Source organism: Salicola sp. AFF1, assembly GCF_056783195.1.
This window is the reverse complement of the sequence record NZ_JBXAYL010000012.1, coordinates 80,905-98,762: the sequence shown is the minus strand read 5'-3', so window position 1 is coordinate 98,762 and position 17,858 is coordinate 80,905. Positions and strand designations below refer to the sequence as shown.

General features: G+C 60.6%; 17 protein-coding genes. 11 read left to right on the top strand and 6 right to left on the bottom strand.

What is annotated here, in order from left to right; genetic code table 11:
* The 4 genes from AC1RQI_RS10245 to AC1RQI_RS10230 form a co-directional block, all read left to right on the top strand.
* Positions 1 to 82, top strand: an 82-nt coding sequence (locus AC1RQI_RS10245; RefSeq protein WP_481904694.1) for an ATP-binding protein, incomplete at its 5' end; no start/stop codon positions are given.
* 362 nt (positions 83 to 444) lie between these two features.
* Positions 445 to 912 (top strand): type VI secretion system amidase effector protein Tae4, encoded by a 468-nt coding sequence (locus AC1RQI_RS10240; protein ID WP_481904692.1) that lies wholly within the window; start codon positions 445 to 447, stop codon positions 910 to 912.
* On the top strand, positions 913 to 1,350 hold the full coding sequence (locus AC1RQI_RS10235; protein ID WP_481904691.1) for a hypothetical protein: 438 nt from the start codon (positions 913 to 915) through the stop codon (positions 1,348 to 1,350).
* A 50-nt stretch (positions 1,351 to 1,400) separates the two neighbouring features.
* Positions 1,401 to 1,709, top strand: coding sequence for a hypothetical protein (locus tag AC1RQI_RS10230; RefSeq protein WP_481904690.1), 309 nt, complete (start codon positions 1,401 to 1,403; stop codon positions 1,707 to 1,709).
* A gap of 166 nt (positions 1,710 to 1,875) precedes the next feature.
* Here AC1RQI_RS10230 and AC1RQI_RS10225 read toward each other — a convergent pair whose 3' ends face one another.
* Positions 1,876 to 2,112 carry a DUF5062 family protein gene (locus AC1RQI_RS10225; RefSeq protein ID WP_416633452.1) on the bottom strand — a complete coding sequence of 79 codons (237 nt, stop codon included), beginning with the start codon at positions 2,110 to 2,112 and terminating at the stop codon, positions 1,876 to 1,878.
* Between the two features lie 198 nt (positions 2,113 to 2,310).
* Here AC1RQI_RS10225 and AC1RQI_RS10220 point away from each other — a divergent pair, with 198 nt between their 5' ends.
* From AC1RQI_RS10220 to AC1RQI_RS10205, 4 genes are read left to right on the top strand one after another with little or no spacing between them, the layout of a single operon-like run.
* Entirely contained in the window at positions 2,311 to 3,567 is a 1,257-nt protein-coding gene (locus AC1RQI_RS10220) for a hypothetical protein (protein ID WP_481904689.1), read from the top strand.
* On the top strand, positions 3,564 to 4,151 hold the full coding sequence (locus AC1RQI_RS10215; protein WP_481904687.1) for a condensin complex protein MksE: 588 nt from the start codon (positions 3,564 to 3,566) through the stop codon (positions 4,149 to 4,151). The genes AC1RQI_RS10220 and AC1RQI_RS10215 overlap by 4 nt, the downstream gene beginning before the upstream one ends.
* Positions 4,148 to 6,916: a hypothetical protein gene (locus tag AC1RQI_RS10210; protein WP_481904686.1), complete on the top strand. Its 2,769-nt coding sequence runs from the start codon at positions 4,148 to 4,150 to the stop codon at positions 6,914 to 6,916. The genes AC1RQI_RS10215 and AC1RQI_RS10210 overlap by 4 nt, the downstream gene beginning before the upstream one ends.
* Complete coding sequence (locus AC1RQI_RS10205) at positions 6,913 to 7,809, top strand: DUF7281 domain-containing protein (protein WP_481904685.1); 897 nt, start codon at positions 6,913 to 6,915, stop codon at positions 7,807 to 7,809. Before AC1RQI_RS10210 ends, AC1RQI_RS10205 begins: the two co-directional genes overlap by 4 nt.
* A 15-nt stretch (positions 7,810 to 7,824) precedes the next feature.
* Here the strand turns inward: AC1RQI_RS10205 and AC1RQI_RS10200 are convergent, their stop codons facing one another.
* Positions 7,825 to 8,436, bottom strand: a complete 612-nt coding sequence (locus tag AC1RQI_RS10200) for a Tll0287-like domain-containing protein (protein ID WP_481904684.1) — start codon at positions 8,434 to 8,436, stop codon at positions 7,825 to 7,827.
* A gap of 95 nt (positions 8,437 to 8,531) precedes the next feature.
* Entirely contained in the window at positions 8,532 to 8,879 is a 348-nt protein-coding gene (locus AC1RQI_RS10195; protein WP_481904683.1) for an ArsR/SmtB family transcription factor, read from the bottom strand.
* A 218-nt stretch (positions 8,880 to 9,097) separates the two neighbouring features.
* On the opposite strand from AC1RQI_RS10195, the gene AC1RQI_RS10190 reads away from it, so the two are divergent.
* Both AC1RQI_RS10190 and AC1RQI_RS10185 read left to right on the top strand, forming a co-directional pair.
* Positions 9,098 to 9,745 (top strand): protein tyrosine phosphatase family protein, encoded by a 648-nt coding sequence (locus AC1RQI_RS10190; protein ID WP_481904682.1) that lies wholly within the window; start codon positions 9,098 to 9,100, stop codon positions 9,743 to 9,745.
* A gap of 58 nt (positions 9,746 to 9,803) precedes the next feature.
* Complete coding sequence (locus AC1RQI_RS10185) at positions 9,804 to 10,499, top strand: SIMPL domain-containing protein (RefSeq protein ID WP_481904681.1); 696 nt, start codon at positions 9,804 to 9,806, stop codon at positions 10,497 to 10,499.
* Between the two features lie 128 nt (positions 10,500 to 10,627).
* Here AC1RQI_RS10185 and AC1RQI_RS10180 read toward each other — a convergent pair whose 3' ends face one another.
* Complete coding sequence (locus AC1RQI_RS10180) at positions 10,628 to 12,925, bottom strand: CehA/McbA family metallohydrolase (protein ID WP_481904680.1); 2,298 nt, start codon at positions 12,923 to 12,925, stop codon at positions 10,628 to 10,630.
* Positions 12,926 to 13,150: 225 nt separating this feature from the next.
* Between AC1RQI_RS10180 and AC1RQI_RS10175 the strand changes: the two genes are divergently transcribed.
* Positions 13,151 to 14,692, top strand: coding sequence for a cryptochrome/photolyase family protein (locus AC1RQI_RS10175; protein WP_481904679.1), 1,542 nt, complete (start codon positions 13,151 to 13,153; stop codon positions 14,690 to 14,692).
* 40 nt (positions 14,693 to 14,732) lie between these two features.
* Here AC1RQI_RS10175 and AC1RQI_RS10170 read toward each other — a convergent pair whose 3' ends face one another.
* Together AC1RQI_RS10170 and AC1RQI_RS10165 are read right to left on the bottom strand one after the other, a co-directional pair.
* Positions 14,733 to 15,752: an HlyD family secretion protein gene (locus tag AC1RQI_RS10170; protein WP_481904678.1), complete on the bottom strand. Its 1,020-nt coding sequence runs from the start codon at positions 15,750 to 15,752 to the stop codon at positions 14,733 to 14,735.
* A 3-nt stretch (positions 15,753 to 15,755) separates the two neighbouring features.
* On the bottom strand, positions 15,756 to 17,783 hold the full coding sequence (locus tag AC1RQI_RS10165) for a TolC family protein (RefSeq protein WP_481904677.1): 2,028 nt from the start codon (positions 17,781 to 17,783) through the stop codon (positions 15,756 to 15,758).
* Between the last annotated feature and the right edge of the window lie 75 nt (positions 17,784 to 17,858).

Below are 17,858 nucleotides of genomic sequence, written 5' to 3'. Positions count from 1 at the left end.
CATTGACCGGGTCATCCACCATTCACACATCTTTATGCTGGGAGGAGAAAGCTATCGACTGAAGCAGAAAACCAAGACCTAGACTATGAAGGGTGGGTCAATTTTATTGGCCAAAGGTGGGTCAAAATAGATGGCCATTGACACCACCTCTTCAGCCTGCTTCCATACACCAGAAATCACCATAACTCTTGTCGCAAATCCGGGGGCTTTTTCAGAGGTTCCTAAGTCGACGGGTAGTTTTTATTGCAGCTATTCAGACAGAGGATGTTGATTGATGAAAAGGATTGTTTGTTCGTACATACATTCTTCTTCAGCGACCCTCACGCATCTCTATGGCTCTCGAATAGCGCGCAACGAGTCACCTCATAGCGACACCTGTGGCTGAAACGTGGGCTCTCCGGATAGAGAGCCGTTCAATGGAATGAGACCTTAAGGAGTATACGGATGTCTAAGCCTCTCCCTCCCTTTCAAAAGATGTGGAAGCATTACCCTGAAGAGAAAAACGCAAATCAAGTCAAGGAGATGATCGGAGGAAAAGTTGACTATCCCTGGATCAAGAACACCTGCACCATTCGCTTGAGCCGTGCATTTAACTATGCAGGTCAGCCAATCAAACGCGGTTACGCAGGCATCAGCGCGGTTTCCGGGGAAGATGACAAATGGTATGCATTTCGCGTCGCGGAAATGGAAAAATACCTGCTCAAGATGTACGGCGTGCCAGACGTGGAAATCACCAATGAGGAACCGGGCAAACTATTGGATGCCGTCAAGGGCAAGAAAGGAATCATCCAGTTCAAGGTTCGTGGCTGGAGCGATGCAACGGGGCATATGGATATGTGGAATGGCTCCAGGGCTCGCCTCAGCAGTTACTTCAACAAGTCATTTGCGGTCAATCTGTGGAGATGTCCCTGAATGCAATCGATAAATCGGAAGTTCCGAATCAACATCCTTGCCATTATGTTCGCGCTTCTGGTCCTGAGCTGTTCGTCAGCAGCTGAGTACCAGGGGCCGCCGATTGGTCTGGTGATCTCCAATGCTCAATCCACCGATGTCACCGTGTTGATCAAAGTCACCGAAGTGGACGAGCTCCGAACCGAGGGAGACTATACGACCAGCGCAATCAAAGCCACCGTTGAGCGGCAATTCACGGGTGATACAGCTCAAGGCGCCAGTATCCAGTATAAGCGCACCGTTGAATCAAGCTTTGAACCCGCCGCTGCGGACGAGCGATACATCGCTAGCTTCAAAAAGGAAAATGGCAACTTCGTGCTTCCCGCTGAAGGATACCATTTCCCCTATTCCGAAGAGCTGGAAGAGGCGCTGGCTGAAGAGTTCGCAAGCAAAGATTAACGGGGCGGCTGGGGCAGGTCCCCGATACGGTGGCTCTTTGCCGGATTAAGATGAATAAAAAAATTCATTGCACGGGCTATCTGGTGTGGATTCTAGGGCTGGCTCTGGTTATCGTGGCGGACTCGATTATTCGTCAAATCAGTGGGGCGGGGCAGGATCTGGGCCTGCCGGAGCCTGTTTGGTTTTTATCTCACCTGGTCCTAGGCGTAGTCGCGATTAGTTGTGTATCCATTTCGCTCAAGTCAAGTAAAAAGGTAGATGCATTAATCTATATGATTGCTGCGCTATTGGCGGGGTTTTTCTACTATATCGCCATGACCTGGCTTTACATTGTCGGCACGGGGATTGACTCAGTGTAGCGCAGGTAAGCCAGGTGCGCCGGAATTGGTTGGGTGCTGTGTAAGCGCCAGCGAACCAAGAACCTGGTTGAATGCCTGAAACAGGTTGAGCCTGCCGAGCCATCAGCTCTGGCAGGCCGCTAAAAATGCCTGTCATCCAGGGTAAAACACCTCCCAGGCTGGTACGCTACTTGAGCTTCGATGCCCAGATCGCAAGCTTGTGCCTCATTGCCTTCTGTGAGACCTGGTCCTCCGGGAGGGGCTGGATCACGTTGTCGTGGACCAGCAGGCGATAGATGTATTCGACTTTCTGTTCCTGCGAGTCGGTGGCCTCAAACTCCACCACGCCCCGGTTCTCACCGTATTTCATGCCTTCCTGTATGGCCTTCTTGACCATTTCCTTCTCGTTCTTGAGCTGTTTCATCGTGTGGTCACCACTGGTGAATGGGGTTGAGCGTCTCGGGTCACTCTAACGCCCTGATTGAGTCCCGGCCACATCCAAGCCATCGGAATCCGGTGGCCGGGGGGCTGGATTCCCTTTTGGCCTGCCCGTGTCGTCCCTGCGCCGCGGGTTCAGGTACAATCCCCGGGAATCATGCCTCGGATCCCAGGAGCCGGCCTGTTGGCAGCACCCCGAACACTGGTTTTCAATCTCCACAAGTACTGGGATGTGGTGGAATCGCTGGTGCGTGCCACGCGCGAGACCCAGACCTTCACCCGCGAGCAGGTGCTGGCCGTTATTGCCCGCCACCATCCGGATCTGAGCGCTGCGGAGCGCGATGGGGTGCTGCGGACGCTGGGGCAGTCCGACATCCTTGCCATGCCGGCCCGTACGGAGGTCTTTGAGCTCAACTCCCTGGTTCTGGACTTTGTGCGTGGTCTCACCCGTGAGCATGAACTGGGCCTTTCCGCCGTGCTCAAGGCGCGTGTGGAGGCGGTCAAGTCCGCAACGGACGCGCTCACGGAAGGTATTGCCGAGGGGGATCCGGAGGCCATGCGCACCGGGGCGGGCCGGCTTGGCGAGCTTTTTACGCGCATTGAGCAGCAGCTTGAGCAGGACCGTCACGCCATTGTGGACATTGGTGAGCAGGCCAAGTCCGCGGATACCGCCATCCCCCTGGCCCGGCGTTACCGCACCGTCCTGGAGGCTTACGACCAGTACGTTGAGCCCATGAACGAGATGATGGATACGGGGCCGGAGGGGACCTTCTATCCCTATCTGGAGGCGGCGGAGCAGGCACTGGATCAGGCGTATGAACAGCTGAACGTGGTCGGGGCGCTTTATACCCACCGTTTGCAGCTGCGCCAGGTTGGCTATCGCGCCAAGGAATTGCGTCGCATGGGGCGTGTTGTGGCCCAGAAGTGCGCCGAGACACTCTTGCCACTGCGCGAGGAAGCGCGCCAGCATAACAATCTGTCCGCAGCTGTGAGCACGCTGCTCGGGCAGGTGCGCAAGCGTGGCCTCCGCCGGGCGGTGGCGCGGCGGACGGCCAACTCGGAATTGCCGGTGTGGCGGGTTGAGCGCCAGCAGAGGGTGTCGGTGGGCGATGAGGTCAAGACCATCATGGCCCAGGCTCGTGATTACGAGCCGGTTCACAAGCACTTTCCGGAGGAGCTCAGTGGCGAGGAAAACACCATTGAGGCTTGGGTGGATGAACAGGCACTCCGGAGCCAGCTGGCGCAGGCATTGCCCGTGCCGGACCTGATGCGCTGGCTCCATGAGCAGTATCCGGAGCTACCGGATGCGGTCATCCTGCGCCTCTACCATGATCTGATCCAGGAGCCGGGCTGGCAGGTCAGCCAGCATCACGACCCCGTGGCCACCGCCCTCACCGAGGTGCGTGTGCACTACTACCCGCATGAGCTGGAGTCCTCATGAGCAATCCTGTTGATCTGGAGAGTCTGCCGAGACTCGCGGAGCTGTTCCGGTTCTTTAATGCCGGCAAGCACCTCAACCGCGCTGCGGAACCGGCACTCTGGGCCGAACTTGAGCAGCAGCAGGCGTCGTACCAGTCGCTGTTCGCGGCGCTGGGCTACGAGCTGCGCCTGGATGCCCGTGGCTTTGCCTGGTTCCATACCGTGGACAGTTCCAGTGGCGTGAACCGGCTGACGCGCCAGCTGGCGCTGTTGTTCATGGTGATCTTTGATTATCAGGCCGACGCGGGGCAGGCGTTGGTGCGCTTCGAGGACTGGGTTATTGATCATCGGCTTCTGGACGCCGTTCATGAGCAACAGCAGGCGCTCCTGGAGGCGGAAGAGCTGACGCGTGATTCACTCAACCAGCTCATGGACCGTGCCGTGAATTACGGCTTCGCCATCAGCGATGGCGGTGGGGCCTGGCGGTTGCTGCCGGCCGTGCACCGGTATCTGGAACACTTTGAGGAGTTGGCGTCACAGGTGGAGCGCAGCGAGGACTGGTTGGCGGTGGCCAGTGACGAAGGCACTGAGGACGACCCATCATGAGCATCCAGTACGGTTTCCAGCGTCTGGTGTTGCTTGGCAGTGCGGGGTATCAGCGGGCGGAACTGCCACTGGATGATTCCGTATCGCTGGTGGCGCCGAACAACGCCGGCAAGACGAGTCTCATCAATGCGCTGCAGTTCCTTCTGATCATCGACCAGAGGCGCATGGATTTCGGCGCCCATGATTGGGACAAGACCCGCCGGTTCTATTTCCCGGACAACAGCGCCTACATCCTGCTGGAAGTGAGCCTGCCGGAATCCGGCACCATGGTGCTCGGCTGTGTGGGCAAGGGGGTTGGGCATGACTATGAATACTTTGTCTATCCGGGCTCCCTTAACGTGGAGGACTTCCGGCTGGCGGACGGCACCCTGGTTGCCCAGTCCCAGCTGAGGGAGCATATGGCGGAGCAGGGTCGGCTGGTGCACAGCTACAGCGCCTCGGAATTCGCGGACCTGCTCTACGGGGGACGCCGCAGTGGCGGAGGGAATGCGCCGGATTTCCGCGTCTTCCGGCTTGAGAATGCCCGCGACGCGGGGATCTATCAGAAAGTGCTGACCCGCACCCTGCGCCTGGACAAGCTGACCTCTGGCGAGGTGAAGGACTACCTTCTGAAGATTTTCCATCGCCGTCTTCCGGACGCCAGCATCGACTTCAAGACGGAATGGGAGAAAGCCTTCGAGGGCGTGAACCGGGACCGGGCCCAGTATCAGGCTGCCTGCAACCATCTGGAGGCGATCGACCGGCTGGAACAGCAGCACCAGGAGCGCCTGGCCCTGCGTGGCAAGGTGGTGGCCTGCAAGCCATCCATGGATGAGGCCATCAAGCACTGGCAGGCCCATTTTGAGCAGCAGCGCGCTGCCCTTAACAAGCGCGCCTCGGAGCTGGCGCATGAGCGGGACACCCTGAATGAGCGTAATCGCGATCTGGCCCGCCAGAGCGAAGCGCTGCGCAACGCGATTGAGGCGCTGAACCAGACCGCCCAGCGCCAATCCGAGCTGGAGGAGCGGTTTGCCCTGATCCATGAGAGACGGGAGCTGGAACAGCGCCATGACGAGGCGCGGGCGGCGCGGGATCACCAGCTCACCCTGGTTCAGAATGCGGGTAACCGAACCCCCAAGGCGATCGAGAGGGACCTGGCGGAGAACCGGCGCCAGCATCAGGCGGCCCAGCGGGAGCTGGAAACCCTTAATGATAATCTTTACCAGTCACTCACAGCGTCGCTTTCCAGCGAGCAGTTGGCGCATCTCAATCGCGCCCTGAACGACGAGGCCATGACCCTGGCCAGCGATGATTTCCAGCTGGAGCCGGAAGCGCTCAGGCAATGGCTGACCCAGCAGCAGGCGGACACTCTGGAACTGCCGGGGATAACCCTGAATCTGGCACCGCTCAGTGGCCGCTTCAGCCAGCGGACGGAATCAGAGCTGCGGGAGCGGCTTGCTGAGCTGGAACAACAGGGCGTGCAGCTGCAACAGCAGCTGGAAGCCGCCCAGGCCATGGAGCAAGCGCGGCAAACGCGGGATGAGTACGAACAGGCCCTGAAGGCCATTGACCGGGACCTGGAGGCATTCGATGAAATGCGCCAGCTTCAGCACGGCGCTGCAGAGCGCAACGAAACGCTCCGGCAGAAGCAGGAGACGCTGCAGGGCATCGAGCAGGAACTGAACCGTTTCAGCGACCGGTTCAGTGAGCTGAACGCCGAAATCAGCAAGAATACCGAAGCGCTCCACGAGCTGGAACGCCAGAACCAGCAGATCAGCCGTCTCCGGGACCAGCGCCTGGACGCGCGCGAGCCGTTTCTCTCCATGGCCGAACGCCCCCACCAAAGCTGGCTCGGGGCCACGGAGGTGGCACTGGAGTCGCTGGCGCAGCGTCTTGAGGAACACCAGCAGGACTGCAACCGCGTGCTGGAGCTTGACCGCGACATCCACCAGACGCTGATGACCCTGCATACCGGTGGGCTCACCAAATACCAGTACAGCGGGGCCGAGGAGGAGGAAGTTGAGCGCATTGTGGACTTCCGCCATCAGCTGTCCCGCGAGGCGGAGGCGCTGGAGCGCAAGGCCCGTAGTGCCGTGGTCAACGTAACCGCCAGCCTGCGGGAGCTCCGTGATGGCCTGCTGGCCTTTGAAAAGGGCATGAGTGAATTCAACCGCCTCATTGGCCGGCGCCAGCTCTCCGACCTGGCGACGTTCCGTATCTCGCCACAGCGCCAGGACCATCTGGTCTGGGCCATTGAGCGGCTGGTCGAGACCGCTGAAAACGTGTCGTCGGGGGAGTCATTCGAGATATTCAGCCAGGGCAGTGTCCTGGATGACGAACAGCTGGATAAGGCCCGGCGCATCCTGGTGGAGGAGGGCGATGCGCGGTCCGGGCTCCGGGTGGGGGATCTGTTTCAGCTGCAGTTTGTTGTCGCCAAGCAAGGTGCCAACCCGGAATCCTTTGATGACATCGACAGCGCCGCTTCCAACGGGACCGTGCTCATGGCCAAACTGGTGACCGGTCTGGCAATGCTGTACCTGATGCAGGATCAGCGTCACAGCATTCGGGCCGTGTGCTATCTGGACGAAGCCCTGGCGCTGGACGCGGATAACCAGAAGAGCCTGATCGACGCGGCCTCCGAGTTCGGGTTTTCGCTGATCTTCGCGTCACCGGCACCACTGACCACCGCCCGCTACTGCGTGCCCATCCAGGAGCACAATGGCCTCAACCACATCAGCCGCAAAAGCTGGCAGGTTCTCGAATCGCTTGCCGAGGTACCGGAGTGAGCCGGGCGCTTTCCGCTGCCCTGGCAAAGCTGGGGAGCGCGGAGGAGGGCACCTGCTCCAGCTCGGCACTGACCCGGGCCCAGCGCCGGGCCCTGGAGCAGTTCAGCCGCGAGACCGGGTGCGTGCACTGGCGCCGCAGTGGGCGCGGCTGGCTCTATGAGGTCAGTAACCGGGCCGTTTTTGAACGCCATTTTGAATCACTGCAGCCGGACTCGGAGGTCTCGCTTGATCCCACCCTCAATACCCGGGCCCGCAATATCGCGACGCATCGTGACAGCAAGGCATCAGCCTCTCAGCATGGGCATTACTACCTGCTGCTGAAGGCCTGTAATGAGGGCTGTATTTGGGGCAATGACGCCGGGAGCCAGCTTGAGCTTTCGGAAAGCACCCGTGCCTACGGTCTGGGGGCGCTCCAGGTTCAACCTTCGGACAGCTGGCGCTCAGGCCAGCCCCTGTGGCTGGTTGAGAACCAGGCCCTGTTTGATGACCTGAGTTGGATGCCGCCCTCAGTGGGTGGGTCAGTGGCGTACTACGCGGGGAACCTGGCGAATACGCTGCTCAACTGGCTGGCACTGCGGCCGCGGGCGCCCGAGATCATCCTGTTTCCCGACTATGACGGTGTGGGACTGGACAACTACCGGCGCCTGAAGGAGGCGGTGGGGGAGCAGGCGCGCTTCTGGTTGATGCCGGACTGGCAGCGCCTGCTCACCCGCTACGGTAACCGCGCCATATGGCGCCAGAACGTGCAAAGCTTCGAGTGCGCGCGCGAGGCATTGGCAACGCTGGCCCCTGATGACCCGGTCCATGAGCTGATCGAGGTCCTGGCTCATCATGGCATGATGTTGGAGCAGGAGGCGGTGCCACTGAGTGCCCTGGAGGGCAGCCCTCAGTGATGCAGGAACCAGGGGTCAGGGCGCCTCATAAGGCGCTGTCATGTCCTGGAGCACGGAGAATGCCCCGCGCAGCTCGCCCGCGTTATAGCCCACCGCCTGGTCCGCAGGATACTGCTCCTTGAGCGCGGCCCGTATGGCTTCGGGCTGGTCCTCAACGGGGCCATGGCACCCGAGGCACTGAGGTTTCACCTTGATGGCCTTCATATAGCGGAAATAACGGCTGTCCGCGGCGTGCTGGATGCCGGTGTGTTCCAAAGGCTGCTTGGCGTCCCCAGCTTCCATGCGCTGCTGGAACTGAGACAGAACCTGTGCCTCGTAGGCGTCCGGTGTGCCGAGCAGTGGGTTCCGGACCCGTGTTCCCACGCGGGTGATCTGCCAGCCTGTTTCCCGGGAAAGGCGTGAGCTGATCTGCGGGGCCCGGTCCCGGCACACCTTGATAGCCGCCTCCGGGCCGCCTTCCTTCATGGCGGTCTGCAGCTCCGAGGACAACGCCTGGGCAAGCTGTTTGGTGACTTCCCGGGCGCCGCTCTTGCGTTGCTCAACCTCGGACGGCGGCTCGCTGGCTGCGCCGGGCAGGGCCATGGCAAGCAGCGGCATCATGAGCAGGCATCGTGGTTTACGGATCATCGGTAGCTCCCCTCGGCGGCTTAATGTTACTTCATATTAGTATAATCTAATGTTTGGAGGGTCCTATATCAAGCACGCATTGCCGGGTGGAAGAGTCAGGCAGGCGCTTCTGGGGCGCAGTAGAGCTCATACAGGCGGGTCATCAGTTGGACAATCCTGGGGTCCCTGATCCGGTAGTGCACTGCCTGGCCCTCTTTACGCGATACAACCAGGTTCTCCGCCCGGAGCCGTGCCAGGTGCTGTGACAGGGCGGACTGGCTGAGCGGTACCTCGCGATTGATCAGGCCCACGGTTTTTTCGCTCTCAATCAGTGAGCAAAGGATCATCAACCGGTTCGGGTTGGCGATGGACTTGAGGACCTGGCTGGCCTCCTCCGCGTGCTCGGCCATTTCCTCCGGCGTCAGTGGGGTCGTGTCGTTATTCTGGGTGGTGTTGGTCAGCATGTTTTCTTTTGTCATTTGTTTTTGGAAAAACTTTATATTAGTTTGTTCTAAATAGGTAAGCTATTAATGTGCCTTTTGATACTATAACCGATGCAGAGAGCTTGATCGCGGGTTGTTTGCGCTGTTTTTGATACGGCTTGTGTGCGCCACCCGCATTGGCTCGGATAACGGTTTTGAACATTCAGCCTGACGTAGCAATGAGTGAAGGGAGCGGAACAATGAGTTGGAATGCTGCGATCAGAACAGTCCTCCTGGTGGCCAGTGTTTTGATGGTGGGGCCCCTTGGCATGGCCGGCTGCGCCCATTTTGAGGGGGCTGGTGAGCCGGAACCGGATAAAACCGGGGCTGTAAGCGACCGGGAAGCCCAGCGAGGTCTTCCCTTTGACATTGCCGGTAATACCCCCATGGCGCCCTATGGTGATGAGATGACGACCATTGTCACCAATTACAACCGCCCCGCCCCTTATATTGGCAGTGGGGGGCATCTGGGTGAGGGGGCCATGAGTGAACTCAAGGCAATGGGATTCACGACCGTGGTCAGTCTCCTGACCCCGGCAGAAGGGCTGGCGGCGGAACGCAGGGCGGCCCAGCAAGCCGGCTTGAATTTCTTCGGCATCAGCGTATCGAGTGCGACGCCTACAGCAGGGCAGGTGCAATCGTTTGCAGAGATCGCCTCGACCACCAGCCATTACCCGATATTGATCCATTGTGCCAGCAGCAACCGGGTAGGCGCCATGTGGGCGCTCTATCGTCACCGCATGGGCGTTCCAGCCGGGATCGCACTGGAGGAGGGGAAAGCTGCGGGGCTTAAACCGAGCAAAGAAGTGGCAGTGCGCGAGCATCTCGGTTTGGACCCTGGCGACTAGTTGAGGGGGATGGCTGCTATGGTATGGGCTTGGCAGCAATAGACAGGGAGAAGATGGCATGAGAGCTTGCTCTATTATCGCGGGAGCGGCACTGGTGGTGCTGGCTGGTTGCAGTGGCAGTGTGGAAACGGGCAAAAACCGGGTTGAGGTGAGCGGTACCGGTGAGGTGAGCCGGCCCGCGGAACGGGTGGATCTGAGCCTGGGCTTTGAGGTGACCGCTGACGGGCCGTCTGAGGCCAGTGAGCGCCTTCGGGCGAAGGTGAATCCCCTGATCAAAGACCTTGATGGGGCATTGCCGGAAGGGAGCGAGCTCCAGGCCCGCTCGCTGAGCATTAAGCCGCAATACGACTGGAAGGAGGGTGAGCGCAGTCTCACGGGCTACCAGGCAAGCCGTAGCGTGAAGCTGGTAGGGCTGCCCGTAGCGGCAATGGGCGAATGGACGGCACGGCTTTCACAGCGCAACCCTCAGCGGCTCAGGGTCACGAACTTCCGACTGGAGGAGGGAGATAGTGCCGAACACCAAGCCCTGGCCAAGGCCTATCAGCAGGCACGACGCCGTGCTGAGACGCTGGCGGACAGTGCCGGTCAGGCGCTGGGGCAGGCCGTGACGATCAAGCATCAGGATGCATCGCAGCCTGGGCCACGCCCCATGATGGAAGCGGACGTCAGTGCAAGCTCAGGGCAAGCGGACCGGTTCAAGGTGGGCGATGTGAATGCCCGGGCCCAGGTGCGGGTAACCTTTGCGCTCCAGTAGGGGCGAGCCGGCCCTGTCGGGGTTGGTGTGTTCATTGAGCACGCCTATGCTCACCCCATTAAGCGGTTGATGATCACGGGTAACAGCGCCCCATCCGGCTCGTTCGTCGGCCGGACGGGGCAGGCCGGTCAACCGTCCGCGTCAGCCGCTTCCGGTGCCGGGACGTGGGTCATGGCGTCCAGCCAGATGGGATTGGAATAGGCCTTTTTACCGCCCTGATCCTCGACAATCACGGCATAGAATGTGTCTTCTTTTGCCGTGACCTGGAACTCAGCGCGCCCTTCGACGGCACCGTCGAACGCCTTCGTATCAACAACTGTCCCACCATCACTCACGAGTCGGATCGCCTTGAGGCCATTGGCCGCTTCCAGGTCGAAGCCGAGTGTTGCGGTCTCGCCTTTGGCTACCTTCAGGTCGTCCCCGAATGTGTGATCCGGATACACCATCGGCCCAAAGGTGACGAACGCGTGGCCACCCTTCAGTGCGGTAACGAACGTATCGGCATCCAGTGTTCCCGGCACGTGGGCGTAGGCGCGCACCTCACCCGAGGCATACTGCCAGACGTCATGCACGTCAGAACCGGCACTGAGATAGATCCGCTCGCCCCGGCTCCAGTGGTTCCAGGCCTTGCGCAGCGTCTTCTCATACTCACCATCGGCATTGACCTCCATCAGGTCATAGCGCGGATAGTAGCCCCCCGTCGTCGTCTCGTTCTCGATGTTGGTGTAGTACCCATACTTGATGTAGGGGTGGTTCACCTGGATCGCCTCCGCCCCGAGGGCGTCACGCTGCTCGATGATGGACTGGACCGGCGCCTTGCCGGAATCGATCGCGTAGTCCGCACCGATCTCAACCGGGTAGGCATTGAAATGGCCCCAGGACGGGGAAATCTCGATGGACGGGATGAACGGAACATTGCGCTGTTCGGACAGGGCGGCCATCTCCTCCAGGTTCGCCATGGTGTCGTGATCGGACAGCAGCGTCAGGTCCAACCCCGCCGCCAACTGGGAGCGTACGACGTATTCCGGTCCGGTAAAGCCATCCAGGACGTCGGAATGGTGGTGCATGTCAGCGGCGAACCAGTCCCGGTTGTTCGGGCTGGTTGTCCGCTTGACCGAGACAGACTTGGTGACCGTCTCCCCGCTGGAAACCGTCACGGATACCTTATCGCTGTTCGAGAGGAACGGCGTGCCATGGGCCACCTCAAAGACATACTCGCCCGGCGCGATGGACACCGTGCGCCTGCCAGGTTCATCCAGCTCACTGAAGAAGGTCTTGCGTCCCAGGAAACCGACCAGCGGCGTCTGGCCCTCGGCAATCTGAATCTTGGCATCCAGCGGCTCACCGCTGGCGTCGTCAGTGATCGTAAACGCTACCTGCCCCGGGGCTTTCAGGTCACTGAAATCCACTTCCTCCGGATCGCTGCCAATGGAGATGGAATGGCGGTCACTGTCGGCGTAGCCGCGTGCCGTGGCATAGAGGTCATAATCCCCCTTCGGCAGGTTCAGCTGGTACTCGCCATGGCGGCCCAGCGCCCAGGTGTATGGCTCGCCGTTCTTCTCAACAACCACGACCGGACGTTCCACGGTCGCACCCGCCTCGGTTGCCACCTCGCCCGAGACGGTGCCGGCCTCCAGGCCCTTGCGTGCGACTTCGGCGTCCACAGCCGGCGCCAGGCTGCCGTCATCCAGCACCTGAACCCAGCCTTCAAACGAACGGCTCTCGCCCGGTGCCAGATCGTGCTTGAGGTACAGGTCCCGGGCGCTGTAGTCGATCCGGTCCATGTACGGGGCGTGCAGGACAAACCCCCAGTTCTCGTCATACGCCGCGGACCAGTCGGCGAAGGCATCGGTCGTCTCGCCTTCTGCCGTGCCGTGCATCCCCGCCGGGCCAAAGAGGTTACCGCCGTCGGGCCACATGACGTAGCCCGAGAGGATGCTCTCGTAGGCCTTGTCACTGGTATTGTCCATTGTCGTCACGACGTGAATCCGGTCAGACCCACTCTCCAGGCGGTAGGTCGTGGTCAGGGTGACCTCTTCCCAATCCCGGGTCACGCGGATGGCCGCTTCGTCCGGCCCGTCTTCGAGCACCTCAAAACGCTGGTAGCTGGTCGGCCAGCTGGACCAGTTGTTGGGGATGAAGTCGATCAGTGAGACCTTGTCGCGCAGGGGGTCGCCATCAACGATCGGCGCGGCATCAATGATGCCACCGGGGGCCACCCCCCAGGGTGGTGCTGAGTCCACGGCAATGGAGGCCACCAGCTCATCATTGCGGAGCTGGATGTCCTCGGCGGCCGTGGCATCGCCGTTTTCCAGATCGGTGGCGCCACGCGTCACTTCAACGGTCGCAGAAGCGGTCGTTGTTCCAAGAGCGGTTGCCAGTACGGCAATCCCGCCGGTTGTCCGAAGTATCCTGAACCAGTTCATCTTGCGGTTCCTTCCTCTGGTGATCGACAGGATGGGCCTGCCCGCCCTCAGGCGGCGACCCATCACCCTGATGATTGCTCAGAAGGAGTGGGCACAGCTCCTGAGCCCCTGATATAAGGGATTATCGAGATTTCGGGTAGACGAGTATGGATTTATTTTAATTGAACGTCCAGTTAAAAAAGGGGGAGGGCAAACCCAAATAGCTTGCCCAGCGTAATGTCCCCTATGACACAACAGACGATCCGCAACCTCATTCTGGTTCTGGGCGATCAGCTCACCCCTTCCCTTCCGGCCCTGTCGGAGGCGGATCCGGAGCGCGATCGTATCCTGATGGCGGAAGTGGCCGAGGAGGCAGGCTACACGAACCACCATCGTCAGAAGCTGGTGCTGATTTTCAGCGCCATGCGTCACTTTGCTATGGAGCTGGAACAGGCGGGATGGTGTGTTCATTACCATGCGTTTGATCCAGAGGGCGGCCACCAAAGCCTCGGCGAGGCAGTCCGTGCCACGGTCGCATCAACGGGCGCTGAGGGCGTGGTGGCAACGCAGTGCGGAGAGTGGCGCCTGGATCAGGCCATGCGCGAATGGCAGCTTCCTGTTGAGCTGACCATTCGCCCGGATAACCGCTTCTTTGCCAGCGTTGAGCGATTCCAGCAGTGGAGCCGCAACCGCAAGCAGTGGCGGATGGAATACTACTATCGGGAACTGCGCCGGGAAACGGGGCTGCTCATGGATGACGATGGCCAGCCCGAGGGTGGTGCCTGGAATCTGGATGCCTCCAACCGCAAGAAGTGGAAAGGCGAACCACCCGCGCCGCCGCCGTTCCGTGTTGAGCCGGATGCCACCACGAGGGCGGTGATGGAGGCGGTTGAAATCCACCTGAGCGGGCATATCGGGCGTACCGACTCCTTCGGCTGGGCTGTAACGCGGGAGGAGGCGCTGGGAGCGCTCGAGCACTTCCTGGCGCATAGGCTGCCCTGGTTTGGCGATTTCCAGGATGCGATGGCCGATGATGAGCCGAACCTGTTCCACGCGCTGCTCTCGCCCTATCTCAATATCGGGCTGCTGCTGCCCGGGGAAGTCTGCGAGGCGGCGCAAGCGCAATACGACTCGGGGCATGCGCCTTTGAATGCCGTTGAGGGCTTTGTCCGTCAGATCCTGGGCTGGCGGGAGTTCGTCCGTGGTCTCTATTGGACGCTGATGCCCGGCTACGCCGATGAGAACCGGCTCGGCAACACGGCGCCGCTGCCGGCGTTCTACTGGACCGGCGATACCCGCATGCGTTGCATGGCCAAAGCCATTGGCAACACCCTTGAGTACGCCTATGCTCACCATATCCAGCGGTTGATGGTCACGGGTAATTTCGCGCTGCTGGCGGGCGTTCATCCCGAGGCGATCTGCGACTGGTATCTGGGCGTCTACGTGGATGCGTTCGACTGGGTGGAGCGGCCCAATACCCAGGGTATGGTGATGCATGCCGATGGCGGCATCCTGGGGTCAAAGCCCTATGCGGCAAGCGGTAAGTACATCAACCGTATGTCCGACCACTGCCGCCATTGCCCTTACAACGTGAACGCCACCACGGGCCCGGACGCCTGCCCCTTTAACAGCCTCTACTGGCATTTCATTGATCGCCATCGTGAGCATTTCAAGTCCAATCCCCGCATGGGCATGATTTACCGAAATTGGGACAAGCAGGGCGAGGAGCGTCGCACGGCAGTACTGGCGCACGCTGATCATCTCCTGTCGGATCTGGATTCCCTTTGAGTGGCTGATTGATGGGCTGGGGGCTTCGGGGATCCATCCGTCATTGGTGCCACCATCGTTCCAGGGCATTGGGAAAACGGGCCGTTAGAGGCACATTGTTCACCTGCCACCGTTGCGGAATGGGTTTGTTGGTGCTAACGCGAACCACGATACCCATGTCATTGCTGCCAAAGGGAGAGCGTAAATCCGGCGGTAGCCGTTGAATCCTGTCCGGCATGGCGGTGACCTTGGCGCTGAACCAGCTGCCATCGGGAAACTGCAACTGCAAGCGTTGGCCAATGGACGCCAGATCCACCTTTCCAGGGTCTAGGAAAACATGGATACGGGGGGTGCCGTGGCGCTCAAGACGCATCAGGAGACTACCGGAGCCGACATTTTCTCCCTTGACCACGTCAATGGATCGAACCCTGCCGGCTTCGGGGGCCTGTATCGTCAACTGGGCTTGCCGGTGTCTCAAAGCGCTCAGCTGCCGCCGCTCGCGTTCCGTTAATTCGGAGGCAGCCCGCGACTGCGCAAGACTGCGTTCGAAAGCTGCCAAATCCACCTGCCGGCTATCGCGCTCATTCTGGGCGGCTTCCAGTTCGCCCTGGGTCGCGGCGCCCTCCTCAACCAGTGACGCCAGTTTCCGGACACGTTTTTCGGCCCTGTTCAGCTGGCGTTCAAGCGCCTCGCGCTGACGCCTTTGCTGGGTGCTGGTTACACCCGGTGATGGGTCGTTCGAGAGCTGGGCGATCTGGTTGCTCAGTGCCGGGTTCTCCAGGTTAACCAGTACCTCACCGGCTTCTACCTGATCATCTGTCTCCACGCGAATCTGTGCAACGCGCCCTGGTTCCAGGGCACGTATTGCCATGCTGGGTTGGGTGATGCGGCCAGGTGCCTCCACCAGTACGACTCCCATCAACAGCTTGCCGACAAACCAAAGGAACGGTGACGCGACAAGCAGAAGGATCAGATACCAGCGAACCCGGAAGGCGGCTCGCTTGCCCGGGGCATAGAGGACTTTCAGGCCACCCTCGTGAGTCGGGTTCTGTTCCTTATGGCTGGAGAAACGAACTTTCATGGGTCAATCCTTTGCGCCGGAAAGCGGGTGGGCGGTCCAGTCCTGCCACTCCAGCCCCAGAATGCCGGCGGGCGACAGTTTATTGGCCCAGTTCGCATTCATCTCGACCAGCTTGGGCGGTGGGGTGCCATGCCAGCTGTTGGCGGGCGGCAATGATGGCTCCAGGCTCTGGGCCAGCTTGAACTGGATCGTTGGCCAAGCCCTGGCAATGCGCTTGGCAAGAGTGGTTGAGCGTTCAGCGTTGCTGGTGTAGATCATCAGTGAAACGTGATCGACACCGATGTCGCTAACCCGGCACGGGATACAGACCTCGCCCGATGGCTGTGGTGCAAACCAGCGGTGATGACTGACCAGATTCAGGGGCCAGGGGCTGGCGTTGCGCGCTGCTTCCACGGTTCTCATCCAATGCCTCAAGCGCGGCTGGGGGACGGGCCATCCCAGCTGTTCAACTTCCAGATCCAGGTGCAGTCGATCAAACGGAATGCTTTCGAGCCTGGCCAGTAAAGCGACCAGGTCCTGGCGATGCTCGGGTTCGATCCAGCTGGGCTCGCCCAGAAGGAGATCGGTTGTCATGCCCTTGTCGCGAGCGTCGCGTATCAGCGACTTGAGCGCGGGCCGCACGCGGTCCAGGTTGGCAACCTGGTTTGCGCTCAGCCCGAGATAGATCCTGTTGATGCCGGCTTGCTGCAACGCCGCCAATTCGCGTTCCCGGGTTGTTTCAGATAACAGCGGTTGGCTGTTCCAAACGTAAACGGCCTGGTTCCATGGATTGGAGGGGGAATTGCCTTCCTGCTGTAAATCAACGGGGGTGGCAGAATGGGACGCTGTGTAGCCCGGCCAGGGTTGACCCTTGTTGCCCAATGGTGGAGAAAGGCCCTCGGGCCTATCGCCCAGAAGGTGGAGTTCGGACTGCTCACGCCAGGCGTTGGCCCAGGCGCGGATCAGGTTGAAAGACGCTTGAGCCCGTTCCAGTCGGGCCCTGCGCAGTGCCATGAAGCCAGCCCTGGTGTCGATATCAGCTCGCGCCGCACGTTCGGTGGCGATGCGTTGTGTGAGTTCAACCTGGCCTATTTCGTAACGCACTTCGTCAAGGCTGGCACGATAACGCCGCAATGCCTTGCCCAGGTCCTCTTTGAGCTGCTGCCGCGTCTCAGCAAGGCGTAAACGGGCGGCGTCGTCTGCGGTTGTGGTGGTGTCGCGGCTGTTTCCGCCAGCGACGCTGGCTAATGGCACTTCAAAACTCAGGCTCGCCGCCAGCCCGCTGCCTGTGCCATTGATGTCGTTGCGCTGGTCCAGCCGCTGGGAGAGCGCCAAGTTCGCTTCGATAGCGTGGTACCAGCGATCAGGCCGCAGGCGGTTGCTGCTTTTGAGGGCACTGCGACGTGATGCTACTAATGGGTGTTTACGAATCAGTTCGGACCAATGCGCGATCGGCTTGGGCGAGACCGGCAGGGGCTCTGCTTCTGCCCGTGCCCCTGGGTTGATCGGGTTTCCGGCGATACGGCTGACCCGGTTGCGCAATACGGGGGGTCGCTGGGCGTATTCGTTACAGGAGCGGCGCTGACTGGACCAGCGTTGCCGCAGAAGCATCTCTTCGGATTGGCGAAGGCCCTTGGCCTGGGCACGCTTTCTGACGGTGGCCAGCTCTTGCCTGGCCAGTTCGTTAACCTCACTGCAAAGGGCTGCGATACGTTGCGCTTCCCACCAGTCGATGTAGGCGTTGCGCAGCCTCAGGCGTTGCTGGATCCGGCGCAGTGCTTGCGTATGCTGCTGCTGGGTTACGGCCAGTTCGGCCTCAATAACAGCCTCGGTTCGCCGCCTTAGGGTGCCAAGCAATGGGTAACGCAGTCCGAGTTCCGCACCGTAGCCCGTGTATTGGTCTGTATCGGCGTTGCGTTCCAGCTCCCTGTAGCTGCCTCCATCCAGGCCACCGAACAGGGTCCAGCCGCGTTCGTTGGCGCGGCGCTGGCGTTCCGTGCGCAATTGCCGTTGCTCCGCACCGGCGGCCTGAACCGCAGGACCTGCCGTCATCCGTTGCAACAGGGAATCAAGTGGCTGGGCGGCAATGACTGGCGCCCATGCCGCTAAAAGTGCTTTCAATAATGG